Below are 21,242 nucleotides of genomic sequence, written 5' to 3' on the forward strand. Positions count from 1 at the left end.
AGAGCAGGGTCGTCCGGCGCGATCCGGTGCGCCTGCTCCCCACCCTGCTACCGCGCGACCTCCGACCGCGACCCGTGACCACGCCCATGACCGGCTCCCTCGCCAGGCGGTACACGGCCTCGTGGCCGTGTCGCCCGGGCTCGGGACGATCGACGCCGCTGTTAGCGGGTCACGCCCGCTTTCATCGATCGTGACGAGGTCACCGTGCGGACAGCGAGGCGAGCGGCCCCGGCCAGCCCGGCGGCCGGGGTGCTTCCCGTCGGCGGGGAGGAGCCGCAGAAGCGGGCCTGCGGACGCGCGGTCGCTCCGCAGGGCTCGTACCAGCGTGGAGCCGGGGACCGCAGCGTCGCCACCGATGGCTCCGCCGTGTCGCCGGCGCCGACGGGTCCCGCCGTTCCGGTACGGCACCGAACAGGCCGGCCGCCGCCGGCGGGCGACGTTCGGCTGCACCCGTCGCATCCGGTGGAGATCACTTGCCGGCCGCTCTAATACTGCAACGGCGTTTCGTCAGAGTGGTGGGCGTTGACCGCGGCGGCGGTAGTGGCAGGTCCGGGCCTGGTGCTGGCGTCGTCGACGCCAGGTGGACCAGGCGAGTGTGCTGGTCAGGCAGGCGGCTGGGGTGAGGATGAGGGTGGCGAGCAGGCGTCGTATCTCGTTGCCGCTCAGCGGGATCAGCCCGGTTCGCTCGGCTGGAGATCCCCCTTTTCGGCCTCGTGGGCGCGGGTGACGGACAGGTAGGCGGCGGCGAGCATGGACAGTGTGATGTGGGCGTACCAGGCTCGGTAGGAGCGGACTTGGTAGTGGTCGAGGCCGGCTTCGTTCTTCGCGGTCTGGAAGCATTCCTCGATCGCCCAGCGTGCCCCGGCGACGCGGACCAGCTCGCGCAGCGGCGTGGCCGCGGGTGCGGCGCAGCGGTAGAACGCCAGCTCGCGGGTGGTCTTGCCCTCACCGGGTTCGGTCTGGCGGCGCACGAGCAGCCAGTGTCCCCACCCGTGGGGCAGGCCGGCCGGGTCGAGGGCGACGGTGGTCCAGTCATAGATCCGCTCTCCGTGCGCGCCCGCGCCGATCTGGCGCCGTTCCCACCCGCTGCGGCCGGTGTCGGGGTCGCGGGCGCCGGCAATCGTGGCGAGGATCTTGGCCTGGCGGCGGTGCCCGTCCGGGCTGGTCAGGACGTCGTCGTTGCGGGTGGCCAGCACGAACGGCACCTGGCGCTCGGCCAGCCAGGTCCGGAAGGTCGGGTTCTGTCCGTAGGCCTCGTCCGCGGTCACCCACGAGCGGGGCGTGAGGGCCCCGGCGGCATGGGCGCGGGCGAGCATCGCCAGCCCGAGCTGGGGCTTCGTGGCGAACCCGACCCCATCGGGCACATCGGCTCTGGCGCAGCGGTCCCGGTCCTCGGTCCACGAGGTCGGCAGGTAGAGCTCGCGGTCGATCAGCGCGCGGCCCTTCGAGCTGGCGTAGGTCAGGAACACGCCCAGCTGACAGTTGTCGATCTTCCCGGTGGTGCCGGTGTACTGACGCTGCACCCCCGCCGAGCGGGTGCCCTTCTTGATGAACCCGGTCTCGTCGACCACGAACACCCCACTCACGGGGTCACCGAGGGCGTCGAGGACGTAGTCGCGAACATCGTCACGCACCCCGTCGACGTCCCAGTCCGCGGTGCGCAGCATCCGCTGCGTCCCGTCCGGCGAGACCGCCCCGGCGTGCTCGGCCAGGGTCCACCCGTTCTTGCGCTCCAACCCGGCCAGCAGGCCGCGCACATACGCCCCGGCCCGCGCGCGAGGCTCGCGACGGAAGAACCGCGGCCCGATCGAGGCTATGACCTGGTCCAACGCCGCCACCCACCCAGCAAGATCCGCCACCCGGCGATCATCACCGCCGAACCCGGATCAGCCTCTCACGACACGCCGAAACGCCGTTGCAGTACTAACACCCGACCGCTCCCGGACGATCATCAGAAGGGCACGCGCAGTATCCGGGGGAGCACGTAGTGACGAAGTTGAGCACGATCTTGGACCAGGTCGATGCGGGATCGATGCTCCTGCCGGAGTTCCAGCGTGGCTACGTCTGGAACCGGGACCAGGTCCGCGGCCTGATGCGGTCGCTGTACCTCGGCTATCCGGTCGGGGCGCTGCTGGTGTGGGAGACCGAGGGTGCGGCCCAGCCGGTGCGCGGCGGCGGGCCGGCGGAAGCGGGCCAGAAGCAGATGCTGCTCGACGGGCAGCAGCGGGTGACCACGCTCTACGGAATCGTCCGCGGGACGGCGCCGGTATTCTTCGAGGGTGACCCGGCCGCGTTCACCGGGCTGCGGTTCAACGTCGAGACCGAGGCCTTCCAGTTCCACGCGCCGATCAAGATGAAGGACGACCCGCGCTGGGTCGACGTGACGGCGTTGTTCCGGGACGGCATCAGCGCCGTCGCGCGGTCGCTCAACGAACACCCCGAGACCGCCGAGAGCTTCTACACCGAATACCTCCCGCGGATCCAGAACCTGATCAACATCCGGGACCGCGAGTTCCACATCGAGCAGATCACCGGGGCCGACAAGACCGTCGACGTCGTCGTCGACATCTTCAACCGGGTCAACTCCGGCGGCACCAAGCTCTCCAAGGGCGACCTCGCGCTGGCGCGGATCTGCTCGGAGTGGGCGGATGCGCGCCCGACGATGCGCCGCAACCTGGACCGCTGGGCCGAGCAGGGCTTCCGGTTCAACGCCGACTGGCTGCTACGCAACACCAACGCGGTCGCGACCGGCCGGGCGCCGTTCTCGGCGCTGGAGAACGTGGCGGCGGACGAGTTCCAGGACGCGCTGACGCACACGCTGCACCACGTCGACCACGTGCTCTACCTGATCGGCAGCCGGCTGGGCGTCGATCACGACCGTGTCCTGTTCGGCCGGTACGCGGTCCCGGTGATCACCCGGCACCTGCACAACCGCGGCGGCCGGTTCGCCGACGGGGCCGAGGCCGACAAGGCGCTCTACTGGTACGTGCACGCCGCCCTGCGCGGTCGCTTCGCCGGGGCGTCGGAGACGGCGCTGGCCAAGGACCTGGAGATCGTCGACGCCGGCGGGATCGACGCCGTGATCGCGGCGCTCAGCCGGTCCCGCAAGGGCGCCATGCGGATCGATGCCCAGGACTTCGAGGGCGTCGGCCGGGGCGCGCGGTCGTACCCCCTGCTGTACCTGCTGACCCGGGTCAGGGACGGGCTCGACCTGGTGAGCGGCAACGTGCTGGGCTCGGAGAGCTCCGCGATCGAGGTGCACGAGATCTTCCCGAAGGCGGCGCTGGTCAAGGCCGGCTACAGCCGGGCCGAGGTCAACGCGATCGCCAACTTCTCGTTCGTCGGGCCGGCGTCGGGGGTCCAGCTCTCTGGTGCCGATCCCGCCCGGTACCTGGCTGAGCTGTCCGAGGATGCGCGGCGGTCGCAGTGGATCCCGGAGGATCCGGCGCTGTGGCGGATCGAGCGGTACCGCGACTTCCTCGACGCCCGCCGGGAGCTGCTGGCGCAGGCGGCGACCGGTTTGATGGACGATCTGCTCGCCGGGCGGATGCCGTGGAACCGGGAGTTGCAGGCGGTCGACGTCCGCGAGGAGGCGACCGAGTCCGACGCCCGTGCCGCGCAGCTCGCGTCGCTCGTCGAGGAGTTCGCCGATCTCGGCTTCGCGACGCCGGAACGGGACGCCGAGATCCCGGACGTCGACACCGGCCGGGTCCTGGCCGTCGCGGAGCTGTACTGGGAGCGCGGGCTGCAGGCGGGACAGGGCAATCCCGTCCTCCTGGAACTTGATCACGAGGATGCCGATCTGCCGCGGTTGGCCGAGCTGGGTTACGACGTCTTCACCACCGTCGACGCGTTGCGTGGCTACGTGCAGCGGCTGGGGGAGGAGGCGGCCGGTGATGCGGAGGGGCTCCCGGAGCCGGCCGAGCCGCTCGTCGATGAACGACCCGCCGACGGCGAGTTCGAGAAGGCCCTCTACGGGCTGATCGAGGCCTGCCGGATCCAGCTCGGCTACAACGCGCAGAACATGCGTGAGCTGATCTACCAGTACGGCCCGGCCGACGCCGTCCGACGGATCCTGAACTCGCGGACCGTCAGCGACGGGTACGTGCGTCTCTGGGAAGCCGGCCGTCTCGATCTGGCGATCGAGACGCTGGTCGTGGACCCACGGTTCGTGGCGATGTTCAGTCCGGAGGAGCGGGCCGTGGCGCAGAGCCGGCTGAACCGGTCGCCGGCAGCCGCTACGCGCACGGGTGCACAGGCGACGGCTGCCCGGTCGTCCGATCCGGAACAGGGACAGCTCGCTCGACGACTCGCCCAGCATCTGCGGGTCGTCCGCGCCGCCGCGACGGAGAACGAGTTCGTCGACCTCCCGCTCGCCGAGCAGCTGCACACCCGGCTCGGCGAGGCCCTCGACCGCTGGCCGGAGTACGACGCCGAACAGCGGGGCGTTCTCACCCAGGCGGTCTCCTACCTCGTGCGTACCGACGACGAGGAGAACGATCTGCGGAGTCCGGTCGGTTTCGACGACGACGCCGAGGTCGTCGAGGTCGCCCTGCGCCGGATCAGCCGCTGAGGCGGAAGCGCCGCAGGCTCCGGAGCTCAGCGGTCCCCAGCAGGCACAGCACGACGTCTCTGGGGTCGACGGTGTCGACGAGGACGAGGTGGTGGCCTTCCTGGAGCTGGTCGGCCGGTGAGCCCATCGGTTCCGCCGACCCTCATCGTCATCGACACCGACGTGTTCAGCCGGGTGCTGGTCCGTCGCAACGGCGCACAGGACCTGAGGGACCAGCTCGTCGGCAAGGTGCCGGTGATCGCAACACAGACCTGTGCCGAGCTGCTGGCGTGGCCTCGTCTCCGTGGCTGGGGAGCGGCGCGCACAGAGCAGCTCAAGAAGGTCATCGAGTCCACTGCGGTGATTCCGGTGACCGGCGAGGTGGTGGACGCCTACGTCGGCTTGGGCGTTGCATGGGTCTGATGCGCTCGTAGTGCGTTCCGCGGAACGCACAGCCGCCTGATTCACTGCCGCGAACAGAATCCACGCCTTACAGCGCCGGATGACTCCGATCCACCACCGGACCACGTCCCGGCGAACAGGCTCGCGCGCATGACCACCTACGCACACCACCCGTCCGCCGCCACGATCGTCGCGACCTGGCCGACCGGTGCCGGCTCGCTGGCGCATCGCGTCGCCCGGGTCCCGCGAACCTGCGACGACGTCCGTGCCCGCCGGCTCGTCCAGGCGCTGGATCGGCTCTCCGAGCAGATCTGGTCCGCCTACACCGCGCCCGAAACCGACCAACCGGACGCCGCACGGCTCACAGCGCTCCTGCGGCGCCCGGACATGCCGGTCGGCGAGCTGCTCCGGAGCGCCGAGAACAACGGCGAGGAGGCCGCGCACGGCGTCGGGCGACTGCTCGCCGAGATCGACGACCGTGGATGCCGGGAGGCCGTGATCCGCGAGATCGAGACCGAGTGCTCCGCACTCCGGTCCGCGATCGCCGGGGACATGACGGGACGCGCGCAACAGGCGGTCACCCGGATCCGTCGCGATGTGGACCCGGACCAGTTCGCGTCGGCACATGCGCTCCTGCACTCCGTGCCGATGGGGACCGAGCTGTTGTTCACCGACGTCGAGCCGGTGGCCGCGTCCGTCGCTGCGCTCGAGTGGCTCGGCGCCGCCGTTCTCGCCACCGGGCGCCTGACCGAGAGCTCGTCGTCCCTGCGTCTACTGGCGCGTGCGCAGCTGGCGAGCGAACGGGATCTGGGCACAGCCATGGCCGTGCTCCGGCATCCCGTGGCGAACGCCGAAGGTGTGGTCCGCGATCTGCTCCAGGAGGCACTGTTCGCCGCCGCCGGGTACTTCGTGGTCGATCCGAATCACGTGTTCGGCGAGGAGCCGGCCCTCGACGACCTCACCGACGACGGAGGGATCGACGGCGGGTACGGGGTCGCGAGGACCGTCCTCGATCCGAGGGAACCGGGCCGGTCCTTGCTCGAAGGAATCCTCGCCGGAATCCAGGGCTGCTTCGAGGTCTACATCGAGGAGATCACCGCGCGGGAGCGCCCGGGCCCGGACCCGCGGCTCATCGGTCCGCACTGGGCAGAGGAGGTACGCCAGCGGTTCGACGCCGAGCTGCGCGAGGTGGTCCACACGGCTCGGCTCTGAGCCGCCGCCGGGCGTTCACACCCGCAAACTGTCGGGGGTACCCGGGATGGTGACGCTCATGACCATCGACGACGTCACCTGCCCGCCCGGCCGCTCCGTGGAGCTCTGGTGCGGGGTACTGCACGACATGATCGACGAGATGCTCGACCGGCTCCTGGAGGAAGCCGGCGACGCGCCGGAGCGCGGGGTCGATGACCGGCCCGATGACGACCGGCTCGACCACGAGCTACCCGACGAGCTACCCGACGAGCTACCCGATGACGAGCTGCTCGACGACGAGTTGCCCAGGAGCGGGTGGCCCGGTGAGGAGGACGCGGAGCCGCCCGGAGCCCGACCGTCGGTGCAGGGGATCGCCGAAACCGGGACGCAGCTACGGGCGAGCTTCGGCACGGTGCTCGACCAGGGCACCCGGGTCTGGGGCTGTGACGGGACCTTGCGGTGGACACGGGCCTGGGCGAACCGGTTCGGCATACTCTCCGACCGGTTCGCGGACCACTACCGCCGCTCGGGCCTCCACTGCGACTGCGAAGTGTTGCGCAAGGTTCTCGGGCGGACCGACCTGAGCCCGCGGTGCCCGTTCCGGCCGGCGCCGGAGGACCGGCCGGACCAGATGATCCCCGGTCAGCGCGGGTCGGCCGCGAGCGAGTCATGGTCTACGCCGTAGACGTCCTGGCCGAGGGGTACGCGAGAGCTGCTCGGTCTCGTGCCGGCAGCCCTGGTGTACCCCTGGCGGCCACCGCCGACGAGGCGCGACGGCGTACCGATCGTGCACGCGGGGGGACGGCACCCTGTGGCGGCCGGCATCGGTGGGCGCCGGGCGACGCGCCGACGACCAGGGGTGGAGGGGGCCACGGCCGTGGGGAAGGGCTACGGCTCGGCTTCACACCCCTTCACTCCGCTTCACACCTGTTGCAGCAGATGTGCGAAGCAGCGAAGGGGTGTGAGCAACTAGTGTTGCTGGGTGCGGAGGTTGTGGAGCATGTCCGAGGCGACCTCGCGGATCTGGGCACATGTGCTGTCCGTGGTGTGCTCAGCGTTTTCTGTCCCGCGCGGACTGACCTGGAGTTGGGCACGGAGCGAAGCGTTGTCGGCGATGTCCAGCACGACTTGGCAGAATGGCAAATGCGTGCCCTGCGCCGGTGGGGAACTCTGCACTGCGCCGAAGCCGTCGACCGTGACGACTCTGGAGGACTCCTCGGCGCCGAGGGCGACCGACGCGTGCTCGTTGAAAGTCTGGATCGTGTAGCCCACGCCGTCGGCGCTCGGCCACGTGCAGCCACGGGAACTTCCACCATGGCTGGTGCCCGCGCGGCTCTCTCGAATATTCAGATCGTTCCGCTGCCGGTCGGTGAGCGCGGCACACGGATCAACGGTGGCTACGTCGAGCGTATAGGGACGCGGAGGGAACGGACTCCCCGCTCTCTCGAATGTGGCAGCACAACCGGAAATGCCGAGTGCGGTGAGCAGGGCGAACACGGCACCAACCGCCCGCATCACGCTGACGCCAGATTGCGGAACGAGGATTCCAGATCGAGGTCGGTGAATCCGTACTCGAGCGCGCAGGCCCGAAGCGCATCCACGGCTGTACACAGTTCCGTGTGGTGAGCCCAGTGAACGGCCAGGATCTGGTCGATCTTCGTCTGGAACAGGGACGTTGCGTCCCTGGAGACCGGATCCTGACCGAGCGGCACGAGCCGCAGCGATCGCTGTGCGTCGTAGAGTGCCAACTCCATACTGTCCGCCTGTCTCCGCAGCAGCGCCGGGACATCCAGAACGTTGTCGACGTTCACCTGCGCGACCAGACCCTCGATGGACCGCTGCTGCTCCGGGCTCAACGACACCAGCCGAGCGTAGGGCAGCATCCGCCTCGACCAGCCCGATTCGCTAACATCCGCGGTTCCCGGTGCCCGATCGCGAAGAAGCCGGAACCGCTCCGGCCCGGGCGTCGTCCAAGCCGTATGAATCTCACCTACTTCGGCCGGGCCGGCTCCCCGACCTTCCGCGACGATCCGGACGCCGACCTGTACGGGTACCCCTGGTGAAGGACGGCTCCGGTGGTCGTGGTGCGATCCTGGCCGTGTCGTTCACCGAGCACCTGGCCGGCCTGGACACGGAGCGACTGACCGCGCTGCTCGAGCACCGCGCAGATGTCCTCGTCGAGCCGGCTCCGCGCGACGTTCACGAGCTGGCGCAACGGCTCAACGGACTCGATTCGCTCGCGGCGGCCCTGCCGAGGATGAACCACGACCAGGCCGCCGTCGCCCGAGCCGTCGCGTTGCACGGCGTCTCCTCGGTCTCCTCGCTGGCCGAGCAGCTCCGTGTGCCGGAGCGAGACGTCCGCGCCCTGGTCGACGAGCTGTGTGAACGGGGACTGGCCTGGACCGACGGTGAGCGCGTCGGCCTGGTCGAGCGGCTGGCCGGGCACTTCGCCGCCGTCGTCGGCGGCTTCCTGCCGGTGGCCCACATCGCGCGTCAGGCCCGGGTGGACGATCTTCGGACGGCGGTCGCCGGCCTCGGTGCGGATCCGGCCGGGCTGCGCAAGCCCGAACTGATCGAGCGGCTCACCGCACTGGTCACGGATCCGGGGACGGTGAGTGCGGCCGTCCGGGCGGTGTCCGAGCCGGCCCGTCGTCACCTGGATGCCCTGATCCGGTCCGGAGGGATGTACGACTTCGAGGGGTTCGGTCGACGGCAGGACGACGACGCCACCGCCGCACTGGTCCGGTCCGGGCTGCTGCTGGACGGTCCGTACGGCGAACCGGAGCTGCCGCGCGAGGTCGCCGTCCTGCTCCGGCGCGGGGACGACGGGCCGACCGGGCGGCCCGCACTCCCGGAGTCGGCGGAACCCGCGAACGAGGGCCGGGCCGAGGCGGAAGGAGCCCTGCTCGCGCTGACGACCCTGCTGGACGAGGCGCGCGGGCATCCGCTCGCGCGGCTGAAGAAGGGTGGTGTCGGATCCCGGGAACGGGCCCGGCTGGCCAAGCGGCTCTCGCTGTCCGACACCGCCCTGTGGATCGACGTGGCGCACGCCGCCTGCCTGCTCGCGTCGAGGGCGGACGGATACCCGGCCGCGGCCGGCTACGACGGGTGGCGCGAGGAGGAGCCGTCGGCCCGGTGGGCCACGATCGCGCTGGTCTGGTTCGGGCTCGACCTCGCGCCGACCAGCCGCGAGACCGTGGAGGGCGAGCTCGCGCCGCCGCTACCGATGGAGTCGGCCGCCGGGATCCTGCGTCGCGCGCTGCTGCGTGCGGCGGCGGGTGGGCGCTCGCTGCGGGCGGTGATCGAGCACCTCGACTGGTTCTGCCCGTTCCACCCCTACGACGCCGTGCGCCGGGACCGCAAGGTCGACGCCGCTCTGCGTGAGGCGACGCAGCTCGGGATCGTGGCAGGGGACCGGCTGACGGGTCTGGGCGAACACCTCGTCGACGTGGCGGCCCGTAGCGATCCGGCGCCGGAGCTGGCCCGCCGGGTCGCGCAGATGCTTCCCCAGGTGCGCGGGATGCTCGTGCTGCAGTCGGATCTCACCGCGGTCGTGTCCGGCCAGCCCGACGCGGCGGCGGCCCGGTTGCTCGCCCTCGCGGCCGAGCCCGAGAGCCGGGGCGTCGCGGCGACGTGGCGATTCACACCGGCCGGCATGCGCGCGGCGATGGACGCCGGCTGGACCGCCGAGGAGTTGCAGGCCGAGCTGGCCGCGGTCTCCGGGCGCGAACTCCCACAGCCGCTGGACTACCTGATCGCCGATGTCGCCCGCCGGCACGGCGCCGTACGGGTCCGGACGACACGCTGCTGTGTGACCGGCTCCGAGCCCGAGATCGCCGAGATCCTGCACTCCCGCTCGTTGGCCGCGCTGAAGTTGAGCAGGCTCGCTCCGACCGTGCTCGCCAGCCCGTCGGAGCCGGACGAGCTCCTGACCCGGCTGCGCGCGGCCGGCTTCGCGCCGATGCCCGAGGACGAGGGTGGCGTGGTGATCGTCCCGGAGCGGACGTCGGCACCCGCTCCCCGCCCCGACGCCCGACAGCCTCGCCCGCGTGTCGCCGCGCCCGACCTGGCCGCGCGGCTGTTGGCCGGGGGCTCCGCGCCGGTCCAGCCGGTGTCCACGACGCATGACCGGCTCTCCGGGCTGGCGCCGCGCCTCGAGCAGGCCGAGGTCGCGCTGCTCGTCGACGCGCTCGAGCACGGGCGGGACGTGCAGATCGTCTATCGGAACGAGGCCGGCAACCGCACCGTCCGGGACATCCGGCCGCACGAGCTCTACGGTCGCTGGCTGAGCTCGTGGTGCCACCTGCGGTCCGCGGAGCAGGTGTTCTCGGTCGCCGGGATCGAGTCGGTGAGCTCAGTCGGCTGATCCTCCCGCACGAGGGCACACCAGAGCTGTTCGATCTCGAACAGGCAGCTCTGGTGTGCCCCTCGAAGCAGCGCGAGCGACGAGGGCGCGGCTCCCGGTGCCCGACCGGGAATCCGGTGGAACCGCGCGGACCCGGGCGTCGTCCAAGCCGTATGACTCTCACCGCCACCGGGTCCTCCGGTTCCCCGGACTTCCCCGCCAACCCCGATCCCGTCCTCTACGGCCGGCTCCTGCGCCGTGCCCACGTCACGGGCCGCTGCCCCGTCTGGATCCACCCCGACGATCTCGAACACACCCTGGCGCGCCCCACCGACCCGGTCGAGCTCTCCGAGGCGATCGACGCGGTCGACGGCCGGGAGGTCCTCCACCGCTGGTGGCCCGGTCCGTGCCGTCCGGAGTGCCCGTGCGGCGACCCACTGCCGGCCGGGATCCCGCAGGCCGCCGACCCGCAGCCGGCGGCGGACCTGGCACGGCGCCCGGGCACGTTCGACGCCGCGGTCGAGCTCGTCGAGTGCTGGCCGCCGAGCCTGGCGGTCGTCGACGCGTTCCGGCCCGCCGACACTCCCGCCGTTCTGGGCTGGGCGGGGATCTGCAACTACCCGCACCAGGACCTGGTGTCGCTGGCCGCGGTGCTGCGGTACTGGGAGTCGCGATGGGGCGCGCTCGTCGTGGCCATGACCCGGTCGCGGATGGAGCTGTCGGTCGCCCGGCCCCCGATGTACGACGACGAGTGCCTGCAGGTCGCCGGCGAGCACTTCGCCTTCTGCCCCGACGCGCAGGACCCGCAGCGGGCGGACGGCTACGTCTACTCGCTGGACTCCTACGCCCGCAGCATCAGTGGTGTCCGCGAGTGGCACTTCTGGTGGGACTGAACGCAGCGATGATCACCTTCGGCCCACGATCCGAGGCCTCGTCACCGGGGCGCTCGGGTCCGGGCGCTCAGCAGGTCACGCCCGCAGTCGTCGATCGTGCCGGGATCACCGCACGGACACCGGGGCCAGCGGGTCCCCGACCAGCCCCGCGGCCAGGGTGTTCCCGGTCGGCGGGTCGATGAGCACGAAGCCGCCGGTGGTGCGGATGTGCGCGTAGGGGTCGACCGGGAGCGGGTCGGCGACGCGCAACGACACCCGTCCGATGTCGTTGATCTCGAGCCGGTCCGGCGCGTCGGTGTAGGAGACGGTCTCGGTGTCGAGCCGGGCGGTCAGCGCACCGACGATCGCCTGGGTGGTGCGGGTGCCGTGCTTGAGGAGCAGCCGGGCCCCGGGGACCAGCGGCTTCTCGTGCAGCCAGCACAGCGTCGCGTCGAGCTCGGAGGTGACCTCCGGCGGGTCGGCCGCGGCGGCGATCAGCGCCCCGCGGGGGGCGTCGATGTCGTCGGCCAGCAGCACGGTCACGCTGCGCCCGGCGCCGGCGGCGTCCAGCGGGCCGTCGGCGGTACGGACCTCGGCGACCGTGGTGCGGTGCCCCTCCGGGAGGACGACGACCTCGTCGCCGGGACGGACGGTGCCGGAGGCGACCTGGCCGGCGTAGCCCCGGTAGTCGTGCAGCTCCTCCGGCGCCGCGCCGGCGGAGCGTGCGCCGGCACCACGCGTAGCGCCGGCGGAGCGTGCGTCGGCACCGTGCGCCGCGCCGAGACCGGGCGCACGGGCCCCGTTGCGGGGGCGGATCACGTACTGCACCGGGAGCCGGAACGGGGCGCCGGCGTCGGGCCCCTCGACGGGGACCGACTCCAGGTGCTCCAGCAGGGTGGGCCCGTCGTACCAGGGGGTGCGCTCGCTGCGGAAGGCGATGTTGTCGCCGACCAGCGCGGAGACCGGGATGACCGTCGCGGCCTCCTCGGCGAAGCCCAGCGAGCGGGTCAGCTCGGTGAACTCCTCGCCGATCTCGGCGATCTTGGCCTCGTCGTACTCGATGAGGTCGATCTTGTTGATCGCCAGCACGAGCCGCGGCACCCGCAGCAGCGCCAGCACCGCGGCGTGCCGGCGGGTCTGCGCGACGACGCCGTTGCGGGCGTCGACCAGCAGCACGGCCAGTTCGGCGGTGGAGGCACCGGTGACGGTGTTGCGGGTGTACTGCACGTGGCCCGGGGTGTCGGCGAGGACGAACTCCCGGGTCGGGGTGCCGAAGTACCGGTACGCGACGTCGATCGTGATGCCCTGCTCGCGTTCTGCGCGCAGGCCGTCGACCAGCAGCGACAGGTCCGGTGTGGACATGCCCTTGTCGGTCGAGGCGCGTTCGACGGCCTCGATCTGGTCGGCGAGCACCGACTTGGTGTCGTAGAGCAGCCGCCCGACCAGTGTGGACTTGCCGTCGTCCACGGAGCCCGCGGTTGCGAAGCGGAGAAGATCGCGGCCCATCAGAAGTAGCCCTCCTTCTTGCGGTCCTCCATGGCGGCCTCGGAGAGCCGGTCGTCCGCCCGGGTGGCGCCGCGCTCGGTGAGCCGGGACGCGGTCACCTCGTCGATCACCTCGTCGAGCGTGGCCGCGGTGGACTCGACGGCGCCGGTGCAGGAGCCGTCGCCGACGGTGCGGTAGCGGACGGTGCGGGTCTCGAGGGTCTCGCCGTCGCGCGGGCCGCCCCACGGTCCCTCGGCCAGCCACATGCCGTCCCGGGCGAAGACCGGGCGCTCGTGCGCGTAGTAGAGCGACGGCAGCTCGATGCCCTCGCGCCGGATGTAGCGCCAGACGTCGAGCTCGGTCCAGTTGGAGATCGGGAAGACACGGACGTGCTCACCCGGGGCGTGCCGTCCGTTGTAGAGGTTCCACAGCTCCGGGCGCTGCTTGCGCGGGTCCCAGCGGCCGAACGCGTCGCGCAGCGACATGATCCGCTCCTTGGCCCGGGCGCGTTCCTCGTCCCGTCGGCCGCCGCCGAACACGGCATCGAAGCGGTGCTCGGTGATCGCGTCGAGCAGCGGCTGGGTCTGCAGCGGGTTCCGGGTGCCGTCGGCGCGCTCGACGAGCCTGCCGTCGGCCAGGTAGTCCTCCACGTTCGCCACCTCGAGGCGCAGCCCGAGCGACGCGGCGACGCGGTCCCGGAACTCGATGACCTCGGGGTAGTTGTGGCCGGTGTCGACGTGCAGCAGCCCGAACGGCACCGGCGCCGGCGCGAACGCCTTCACCGCGAGGTGCACCAGCAGCGTCGAGTCCTTGCCGCCGGAGAACAGGATCACCGGCCGGTCGAACTCGCCGGCGACCTCACGGAAGACGTGGATCGCCTCGGATTCCAGCGCGTCGAGCGCGTCGAGCCTCGGGGCCGTGACAGCGACGGTCACGTCAGCTCCCTCGTAGAAGTAGGTGTGGTCATGCGTGCAGCCCGCACTCGGTCTTGGCCCGCCCGGCCCAGCGGCCCGAGCGCGGGTCCTCGCCCGGCTCCGGTTTCGCCGTGCAGGGGGCGCAGCCGATGCTCGGGTAACCGGCGTCGACCAGCGGGTTCACCAGGATCCGGTGGTCGGCGATGTAGCGGTCCATGTCGTCGTCGGTCCAGGCCGCGATCGGGTTGATCTTGACCAGGCCGAACTTGTCGTCGTAGGTGACCAGCGGGGTGCCGGCGCGGGTGGGGGCCTCGACCCGCCGCACGCCGGTGACCCACGCGTCGTACCCGGAGAGCGTGCGCTCCAGCGGCGCCACCTTGCGCAGCGCGCAGCAGCGGTCCGGCTCGCGGGCGAACAGGTCCTTGCCGTACTCGGCGTCCTGCTCCGCGACGCTGCGTTCGGCGGTCGCGTTGACGATCGTCAGCTCCGGGTAGGTGGCGTCGACGGCGTCGCGGGTGCCGATGGTCTCGGCGAAGTGGTAGCCGGTCTCCAGGAACAGGATGTCGACGTCCGGCTTCGCCCGGTGGGCCAGGTCGACCAGCACCGCGTCCTGCATGTTGGACGCGACGATCAGCCGGTCGCCGAACGTCGCCGCGGCCCAGGCCAGCAGCTGCCCGGCGGTCGCGTCCGGGCCCAGCTCGGCGGCGCCACGCTCGGCGGTCGCGCGCAGGTCGCTCTCCAGGGCTGTACTCATGGCTCCTCCGCGGTGGGGAGTGCGTCGTCGCGACTCATGACTTCGCTCCGGTGGTCTCGGGCACGCCGATGCCGACGAACGTCACGACGAACGTCCGGAGGCATCCGGCGCACCACCACGCGGCACGGGGGACCGACTCGGACCGCTCGGCGGGCCGGAGGTCCTCCTCGCCGCAGTAGGGGCAGTAGAAGGGTGCGGCGCGTTCAGACACGTCCGCCTCCGCGGGGAGAAGTACGTCGGCGGGCGCTCACGTGAGGTCCGCCTCGTCGGCCCGCAGCACCCACTGGGCGAAGCGCTCGTCCTCGTCGCGCTGCGCGGCGAAGTTCCGCACGATCCGCTCGATGTAGTCGCCGAGCTCGTCGCTGGCGACCTTGAGTCCGCGCAGCTTGCGGCCGAACCCGGAGTCGAGCCCCAGTCCGCCGCCCAGGTGCACCTGGAAGCCCTCGACCTGGTTGCCGTGCGCGTCGGTGACGATCTGGCCCTTGAGGCCGATGTCGGCGACCTGGGTCCGGGCGCACGCGTTCGGGCAGCCGTTGAGATGCAGCGAGATCGGCACGTCCGGCACGACGTCGGCGAGCCGCTTCTCCAGCTCCTCGACCAGCCGGATCGCCCGCTCCTTGGTCTCCACGATCGCGAGCTTGCAGAACTCGATGCCGGTGCAGGCCATCGTGGACCGGCGCCAGCTCGACGGCCGGGCGGGCAGCCCGAGCTTGTTCAGGTCACCGATCAGGTCGTCGAGCTTGTCGTCGGCCACGTCCAGCACGACGATCTTCTGGTACGGCGTGAACCGGATCCGGTCGGAGCCGGCGCGCTCGGCGGCGTCCGCGACGGCGGCCAGCGTGCTGCCCGACACCCGGCCGGACGGCGGTGCGACGCCGACGTAGTTGCGCCCGTCCTTCTGCGTGAACACCCCGACGTGGTCGATCGGGCGCTCCGGGATCTCCGGGGCAGGGCCGTCGGCCAGCGCGCGGCCCAGGTACTCGTCCTGCAGCACCTGGCGGAACTTCTCCGGGCCCCAGTCGGCGATCAGGAACTTGATCCGGGCACGGTGCCGCAGCCGTCGGTAGCCGTAGTCCCGGAAGACCTGGACGACGCCGTGCCACACGTCGGGCACCTCGTCGAGCGGCACCCAGACCCCGAGCCGCTGCGCGAGCTTCGGGTTCGTCGACAGCCCGCCGCCGACCCACAGGTCGAAGCCGGGACCGTGCTCGGGGTGCTCGACACCGACGAAGGCGACGTCGTTGACCTCGTGTGCGACGTCCTGCTGCCAGGAGATCGCCGTCTTGAACTTGCGGGGGAGGTTGGAGAGCTCGGTGTCGCCGATGTAGCGGCGGACGATCTCGTCGATCGCCGGGGTCGGGTCGAGCACCTCCGCGGCGGCGACACCGGCGACCGGCGAGCCGAGCACGACGCGCGGGCAGTCGCCGCACGCCTCGGTGGTCTGCATGCCCAGACCCTCGAGCTTGTCCCAGATCGCCGGGACGTCCTCGACCCGGATCCAGTGGTACTGGATGTTCTGCCGGTCGGTGACGTCGGCCGTGTCGCGGGCGTAGGTCCGGGAGACCTCGCCGAGTGCGCGGAGCTGGGCGACGGAGACGGCGCCACCGTCGAGACGGACGCGCATCATGAAGTGCTCGTCGTCGAGCTCCTCGGGATCGAGCGCGGCGGTGCGTCCGCCGTCGATGCCGGGTCGGCGCTGCGTGTACAGGCCCCACCAGCGAAAACGTCCACGCAGGTCGGACGGGTCGATCGAGTCGAACCCGTCCCGGGCGTACACGTTCTCGATCCGGGACCGGACGTTGAGCGGGTTGTCGTCCTTCTTGTTCCGCTCGTTCGGGTTCAGCGGTTCGCGGTGGCCGAGCTTCCACTGGCCCTGGCCGCGGGTACGGCCGGGGACGGTTGTCGAGGGCGCCATGTGGTGGGTGCTCCGAGAGGTCGACCGGGACACGCGCCGGCCCCGGACAGGGCGGAGCGCGGCCCGGGAAAGGAGGAACAGGCCGTCAGGTCAGAAGTGACGGCGACAGAGCGCGCTGCGAGTCCGGTTCAGATCCACGTGGCGGCGGGCCACGAGGCGGAGTCGGAGCGCGGGCACGCCGATCAGCCTCTCACGGTGTCCGGACGGGAACCAGAGGGTGGTTCGGATCGTGGGATGCGGCTCGCGAAGGTCCGGACCTTCGCGAGAGCGGGCTCGCCGGCGCCACGGTGCGGGCTGGCACACTGAAGAACCGTGCCACCCCCGTTCGGGATCTACGTCCACGTGCCGTTCTGCGCGACCCGCTGCGGCTACTGCGACTTCAACACCTACACCGCGTCCGAGCTGGCCGGTGACGCGTCGTCGCCGGACGGCTGGCTGGCGGCCGCCCGCCGCGAGATCGCCCTGGCCGCCCGCACGGTCGGGGACCGCACGGTGGACACGGTGTTCGTCGGTGGTGGCACGCCGTCGTTGCTCGGCGCGGACCGGCTGTCCGCGGTGCTGGCGGCGATCCGTGCCGAGTTCGACGTCGCCGCGGACTGCGAGGTGACCACCGAGTCCAACCCGGAGTCGACCTCACCGGAGTTCTTCGCCGGGATCCGCGCCGGCGGCTACACGCGGGTGTCGCTGGGCATGCAGTCGGCGGCCCGGCACGTGCTGGCCGTCCTCGACCGCACGCACACCCCCGGCCGCGCCGTCGAGGCGGCGCTCGAGGCCCGCTCCGCCGGGTTCGGGAACGTCAACCTGGACCTGATCTACGCGACGCCGGGGGAGACCGACGACGATCTGCGGCGCTCCGCCGACGCGGTGCTGGAGGCGGGGGTCGACCACGTCTCGGCCTACGCACTGATCGTCGAGGACGGCACCGCGCTGGCCCGCCGGGTGCGCCGCGGCGAGCTCCCCGCCCCCGACGACGACGTCGCCGCCACCCGCTACGAGCTGCTCGACGCCCGCCTGGCCGACGCCGGCCTGCACTGGTACGAGGTGTCCAACTGGTCGCGCCCCGGTGCCGAGTGCCGGCACAACCTCGGTTACTGGCGCGACGGCGACTGGTGGGGCGTCGGGCCGGGCGCGCACTCGCACCTGGCCGGGACACGCTGGTGGAACGTGAAGCACCCGGCGCGCTGGGCCGGGCTGCTGGCCGAGGGCGCACTCCCGGAGGCCGGCCGCGAGGAGCTGACCGCCGACGAGCAGCACACCGAACGCGTCATGCTGCGGCTGCGGCTGGCCGAGGGCATGGCGCTGGACCTGCTCGACGAGGGCGGTCGCGCCGCCGCGGACCGGGCGGTCACCGAGGGCCTGCTGGCGACGGCTGCGCACGCGCAGGGCCGGGCCGTGCTGACCGACCGGGGACGCCTGCTGGCCGACCGGGTCGTGACCGACCTGCTCGTCGCCGAGGGCGGCCCGATCGGTGCCGCGCACCGGTGATCCCGGTGCCGCCGCGGGCGTGAGCCGTCCCACCACCCCGGAGCGCGAACCGTCCACCGGCCCGTGACGGCGCCTAGACTGGTCGTGGAACGTCAGGTGTGCCGGATGCGCCGGGGGAGGTGCGGGGAGATGAACGCCGACGAACGGCGCTTCGCAGTACTGCGGGCGATCGTCGCCGACTACGTGTCCACCCAGGAGCCCGTCGGGTCCAGGGCGATCGTCGACCGGCACAACCTCGGCGTCTCGAGCGCGACCGTGCGCAACGACATGACCGTCCTCGAGGAGGACGGGCTGATCGCCCAGCCGCACACCAGCGCGGGCCGGATCCCCACCGACAAGGGCTACCGTCAGTTCGTCGACCGGATCTCGCAGGTCAAGCCGCTGTCCGCGGCCGAGAAGCGGGCCGTGCAGACGTTCCTGGAGGGCGCCGTCGACCTGGACGACGTCCTGCGCCGTTCCGTGCGGCTGCTGGCCCAGCTGACCCGGCAGGTCGCCGTCGTCCAGTATCCGACGCTGACCCGCTCGACCGTGCGGCACCTGGAGGTCGTACAGCTGACCCCGGCTCGGTTGATGCTGGTGCTGATCACCGACACCGGCCGGGTGGACCAGCGCGTGGTCGATCTCGGCGACGTGCTCGACGAGGCCGACGTGGCCCGGTTGCGGGAGATCCTGGGCGGTGCCCTGAACGGGCGGAAGCTCGCCGAGGCCTCCGCCGCGGTCGCCGAACTGCCCGAGACCGGTCCGGACGACCTGCGCGTGCCGCTCACCCAGCTCGCGACCGTGTTGATCGAGACCCTGGTCGAGCACCCGGAGGAGCGGATGGTGCTCGGCGGCACCGCGAACCTCACCCGCAGCCACGCCGACTTCCCCGGCTCGCTGCGCCAGGTGCTCGAGGCACTGGAGGAGCAGGTCGTGGTGATGCGGCTGCTCGCCGCATCCCAGGACTCCGGCCTGGTCACGGTGCGGATCGGCGAGGAGAACGAGGCCGAGGACCTGCGGACGGCGTCGATCGTCACCGTCGGGTACGGGGCGGGTACGCCGCTGGGCGGAATGGGCGTCGTCGGACCCACCCGGATGGACTATCCGGGCACGATCTCGGCGGTGCATGCGGTCGCCCGATACGTGGGTGAGATCCTGACCGGGCGCTAGGAAGCCGCTGCGCCGACACTGAACGTATCCGGCACCACGGCTGTGGTGTCGTCGAAGGACCTAGAGGACGAGAAGCCTGGTGGCACGCGACTACTACGGGATCCTGGGCGTCGAGCGTGGCGCCGACGCCTCGGAGATCAAGCGGGCATACCGCAAGCTCGCCCGGGAACTGCACCCGGACGTCAACCCGGACCCGGAGGCGCAGGAACGCTTCCGCGAGATGAGCACCGCCTACGAGGTGCTGACCGACCCCGAGAAGCGACGCATCGTCGACCTCGGTGGCGACCCGATGGACCCGCGGGGCGGTGGTGGCGGTGGCGCCGGAGGCGGCGACCCGTTCGCCGGATTCGGCGGCTTCAGCGACATCATGGACGCGTTCTTCGGCGGCACCGCCGCCGGCGGGCGCGGGCGCGGTCCGCGCAGCCGGGTGCAGCCCGGCGCGGACGCGCTGATCCGGATGGAGCTGACGCTGGAGGACTGCGCCGCCGGCGTGCAGCGGGACCTCACCGTCGACACCGCCGTGCTGTGCACCCTGTGCCAGGGATCGGGCTGTGCCGAGGGCACCCATCCGACCGCCTGCGACACCTGCGGTGGGTCCGGCGAGATCCAGAGCGTGCAGCGGTCGTTCCTCGGCCAGGTCGTCACGGCGCGCCCGTGCCCGACCTGCCGCGGGTTCGGCGAGGTCATCCCGGACCCCTGCCGGCAGTGCGCGGGCGACGGCCGGGTCCGGTCGCGGCGCACCGTGTCGGTGAAGATCCCGGCCGGGGTCGCCGAGGGCATGCGGGTTCGACTCTCGGGCCAGGGCGAGGTCGGGAGCGGTGGCGGCCCGGCAGGGGATCTCTACGTCGAGGTCGAGGAGGCCCCGCACGAGATCTTCACCCGGGACGGCTCGGACCTGCACTGCACGCTGCCGCTGCCGATGACGGCGGCCGCGCTCGGCGCCACGCTGCCGCTGACCCTGCTCGACGACACCGTGCAGGAACTCCACATCGAGGCCGGCACCCAGCACGGGACCGTCCGCACGCTGCGCGGCAAGGGCATGCCCCGGCTGCGTTCGACCGGCCGCGTCGACGGGTACGGCGACCTGCTCGTGCACGTCGAGGTGTCGGTGCCGACGAAGCTCGACAAGGAGCAGACCGACCTGCTGCGCCAGCTCGCCAAGATGCGCGAGGAGGAGCAGCCGGACCTGGTCGGGGGCGGCCGCAACGGCCACGGCCTGTTCTCGCGGCTGCGCGACTCGTGGGGCGGGCGGTGAGGTGACCCGATCCGCGATGCGCCGCGAGATCCTGCGGCGGCTCCCACCGCTGTCGTGACCACCGCCCCGCTGTTCCTGGTCGACGACGTCGCCGCCCTGCCGGCGCCCGGCGCCGAGACGCTCCTGGACGGCGCGGAGGGCCGGCATGCCGCGACCGTGCGGCGGCTGCGGCCCGGCGAGCCGCTGGTGCTGTCCGACGGTCGAGGCGGGCTGGCGTACGGCGAGGTGGCCGGTGTCGCGGGAAAGGATGCGCTGTCGGTCCGGCTGACCGCGGTGTCCCACGTGCCCGCGCCCGCGGTGCGGATCGTCGTCGCGCAGGCGCTGGTGAAGGGTGACCGTGGCGAGCTGGCCGTCGAGACCGCGACCGAGGCGGGCGCCGACGCGTTCCTGCCCTGGAAGGCGGCACGGTGCGTGACCCGGTGGGACGACGGGCCGCGCGGCGCCAAGGCCCTGGAGCGGTGGCGGTCGACGGTGCGCGAGGCCGCCAAGCAGGCCCGCCGCCCCTGGCAGCCCGCGGTCGATGAGCCGGTGACCACCCGGCAGCTGGCGCAACGGATCGCCACCGCCGACGTCGCACTGGTCCTGCACGAGTCCGCCGGGGCGGGCCTCGCCGACGTCGATCTGCCGGCGGGCGGTGAGGTGCTGCTCGCCGTGGGACCCGAGGGCGGTGTGGACGACCAGGAGCTCGACCAGCTCGCCGACGCCGGCGCGGTGCCGGTCCGGATGGGGCCCGAGGTCCTGCGCGCCTCGACCGCCGCGTGCGTCGCGCTCGGCGCCCTCGCCGTCCGCACCGGCCGCTGGAACCGTTGACGCCGCGCGTTGAAATGGGTGGGTGTGGAGCGGCGTTGCACGGGTACCATCGCGACGGCCCAGCAACCCGACCACGAGGCAGGCGAACACAGTCTTGACCGGCACCGAACCCG

At 72.0% G+C, this 21,242-nt stretch carries 19 protein-coding genes; 10 read left to right on the forward strand and 9 right to left on the reverse strand.

Annotated features, from left to right (window positions below; translation table 11 throughout):
• Nucleotides 1-671: 671 nt before the first annotated feature.
• A complete protein-coding gene (locus JOF36_RS11915) occupies nt 672-1,859 on the reverse strand; it encodes an IS701 family transposase (protein ID WP_372447377.1) in 1,188 nt (395 codons plus the stop codon).
• 128 nt (nt 1,860-1,987) lie between these two features.
• On the opposite strand from JOF36_RS11915, the gene JOF36_RS11920 reads away from it, so the two are divergent.
• Nucleotides 1,988-4,573: a GmrSD restriction endonuclease domain-containing protein gene (locus tag JOF36_RS11920; protein ID WP_210026788.1), complete on the forward strand. Its 2,586-nt coding sequence runs from the start codon at nt 1,988-1,990 to the stop codon at nt 4,571-4,573.
• Here JOF36_RS11920 and JOF36_RS11925 read toward each other — a convergent pair.
• Nucleotides 4,563-4,700, reverse strand: a complete 138-nt coding sequence (locus JOF36_RS11925; protein ID WP_210026789.1) for a hypothetical protein — start codon at nt 4,698-4,700, stop codon at nt 4,563-4,565. The genes JOF36_RS11920 and JOF36_RS11925 overlap by 11 nt on opposite strands.
• 35 nt (nt 4,701-4,735) lie before the next feature.
• Here JOF36_RS11925 and JOF36_RS11930 point away from each other — a divergent pair, with 35 nt between their 5' ends.
• The 3 genes from JOF36_RS11930 (at nt 4,736) to JOF36_RS11940 (ending at nt 6,830) form a co-directional block, all read left to right on the forward strand.
• Nucleotides 4,736-4,975, forward strand: coding sequence for a PIN domain-containing protein (locus JOF36_RS11930; protein ID WP_210026790.1), 240 nt, complete (start codon nt 4,736-4,738; stop codon nt 4,973-4,975).
• A gap of 129 nt (nt 4,976-5,104) precedes the next feature.
• A complete protein-coding gene (locus JOF36_RS11935; protein WP_210026792.1) occupies nt 5,105-6,166 on the forward strand; it encodes a hypothetical protein in 1,062 nt (353 codons plus the stop codon).
• Nucleotides 6,167-6,224: 58 nt separating this feature from the next.
• Complete coding sequence (locus tag JOF36_RS11940; protein ID WP_210026793.1) at nt 6,225-6,830, forward strand: DUF2695 domain-containing protein; 606 nt, start codon at nt 6,225-6,227, stop codon at nt 6,828-6,830.
• Between the two features lie 284 nt (nt 6,831-7,114).
• On the opposite strand, the gene JOF36_RS11945 is transcribed toward JOF36_RS11940, so the two are convergent.
• Together JOF36_RS11945 and JOF36_RS11950 are read right to left on the reverse strand one after the other, a co-directional pair.
• Complete coding sequence (locus tag JOF36_RS11945; protein ID WP_210026795.1) at nt 7,115-7,642, reverse strand: DUF3558 family protein; 528 nt, start codon at nt 7,640-7,642, stop codon at nt 7,115-7,117.
• 17 nt (nt 7,643-7,659) lie between these two features.
• The gene (locus JOF36_RS11950; RefSeq protein ID WP_210026797.1) at nt 7,660-8,007 is read right to left on the reverse strand and encodes a PE domain-containing protein; all 348 of its coding nucleotides are present in this window, start codon (nt 8,005-8,007) and stop codon (nt 7,660-7,662) included.
• 197 nt (nt 8,008-8,204) lie between these two features.
• Between JOF36_RS11950 and JOF36_RS11955 the strand changes: the two genes are divergently transcribed.
• Both JOF36_RS11955 and JOF36_RS11960 read left to right on the forward strand, forming a co-directional pair.
• Nucleotides 8,205-10,511, forward strand: a complete 2,307-nt coding sequence (locus tag JOF36_RS11955; RefSeq protein WP_307862333.1) for a helicase-associated domain-containing protein — start codon at nt 8,205-8,207, stop codon at nt 10,509-10,511.
• A 152-nt stretch (nt 10,512-10,663) separates the two neighbouring features.
• Nucleotides 10,664-11,383 (forward strand): DUF4253 domain-containing protein, encoded by a 720-nt coding sequence (locus JOF36_RS11960; protein ID WP_210026799.1) that lies wholly within the window; start codon nt 10,664-10,666, stop codon nt 11,381-11,383.
• A 105-nt stretch (nt 11,384-11,488) separates the two neighbouring features.
• On the opposite strand, the gene JOF36_RS11965 is transcribed toward JOF36_RS11960, so the two are convergent.
• Genes JOF36_RS11965 through JOF36_RS11985 form a run of 5 tightly spaced genes read right to left on the reverse strand, consistent with a single transcriptional unit; the run spans nt 11,489 to nt 16,430 of the window.
• Nucleotides 11,489-12,868, reverse strand: coding sequence for a sulfate adenylyltransferase subunit 1 (locus tag JOF36_RS11965; protein WP_210026801.1), 1,380 nt, complete (start codon nt 12,866-12,868; stop codon nt 11,489-11,491).
• Nucleotides 12,868-13,782, reverse strand: a complete 915-nt coding sequence (gene cysD / locus JOF36_RS11970; protein ID WP_210026803.1) for a sulfate adenylyltransferase subunit CysD — start codon at nt 13,780-13,782, stop codon at nt 12,868-12,870. Before cysD ends, JOF36_RS11965 begins: the two co-directional genes overlap by 1 nt.
• A 28-nt stretch (nt 13,783-13,810) precedes the next feature.
• Nucleotides 13,811-14,515, reverse strand: a complete 705-nt coding sequence (locus JOF36_RS11975) for a phosphoadenylyl-sulfate reductase (RefSeq protein ID WP_210026805.1) — start codon at nt 14,513-14,515, stop codon at nt 13,811-13,813.
• Between the two features lie 34 nt (nt 14,516-14,549).
• Nucleotides 14,550-14,726 (reverse strand): Insertion element protein, encoded by a 177-nt coding sequence (locus JOF36_RS11980; RefSeq protein WP_210026806.1) that lies wholly within the window; start codon nt 14,724-14,726, stop codon nt 14,550-14,552.
• 36 nt (nt 14,727-14,762) lie between these two features.
• Nucleotides 14,763-16,430: a nitrite/sulfite reductase gene (locus JOF36_RS11985; RefSeq protein ID WP_210026808.1), complete on the reverse strand. Its 1,668-nt coding sequence runs from the start codon at nt 16,428-16,430 to the stop codon at nt 14,763-14,765.
• A 312-nt stretch (nt 16,431-16,742) separates the two neighbouring features.
• On the opposite strand from JOF36_RS11985, the gene hemW reads away from it, so the two are divergent.
• The 4 genes from hemW (at nt 16,743) to JOF36_RS12005 (ending at nt 21,129) form a co-directional block, all read left to right on the forward strand.
• Entirely contained in the window at nt 16,743-17,915 is a 1,173-nt protein-coding gene (gene hemW / locus JOF36_RS11990) for a radical SAM family heme chaperone HemW (protein ID WP_210026810.1), read from the forward strand.
• A 129-nt stretch (nt 17,916-18,044) separates the two neighbouring features.
• Nucleotides 18,045-19,064, forward strand: coding sequence for a heat-inducible transcriptional repressor HrcA (gene hrcA, locus JOF36_RS11995; protein ID WP_210026811.1), 1,020 nt, complete (start codon nt 18,045-18,047; stop codon nt 19,062-19,064).
• Between the two features lie 79 nt (nt 19,065-19,143).
• Nucleotides 19,144-20,319, forward strand: coding sequence for a molecular chaperone DnaJ (dnaJ, locus tag JOF36_RS12000; protein WP_210026812.1), 1,176 nt, complete (start codon nt 19,144-19,146; stop codon nt 20,317-20,319).
• Between the two features lie 54 nt (nt 20,320-20,373).
• Nucleotides 20,374-21,129: a 16S rRNA (uracil(1498)-N(3))-methyltransferase gene (locus tag JOF36_RS12005; RefSeq protein WP_210026813.1), complete on the forward strand. Its 756-nt coding sequence runs from the start codon at nt 20,374-20,376 to the stop codon at nt 21,127-21,129.
• The last annotated feature ends 113 nt before the right edge of the window (nt 21,130-21,242 follow it).

Origin of the sequence: Pseudonocardia parietis, assembly GCF_017876315.1 — a bacterium.
Lineage (GTDB): Bacteria > Actinomycetota > Actinomycetes > Mycobacteriales > Pseudonocardiaceae > Pseudonocardia > Pseudonocardia parietis.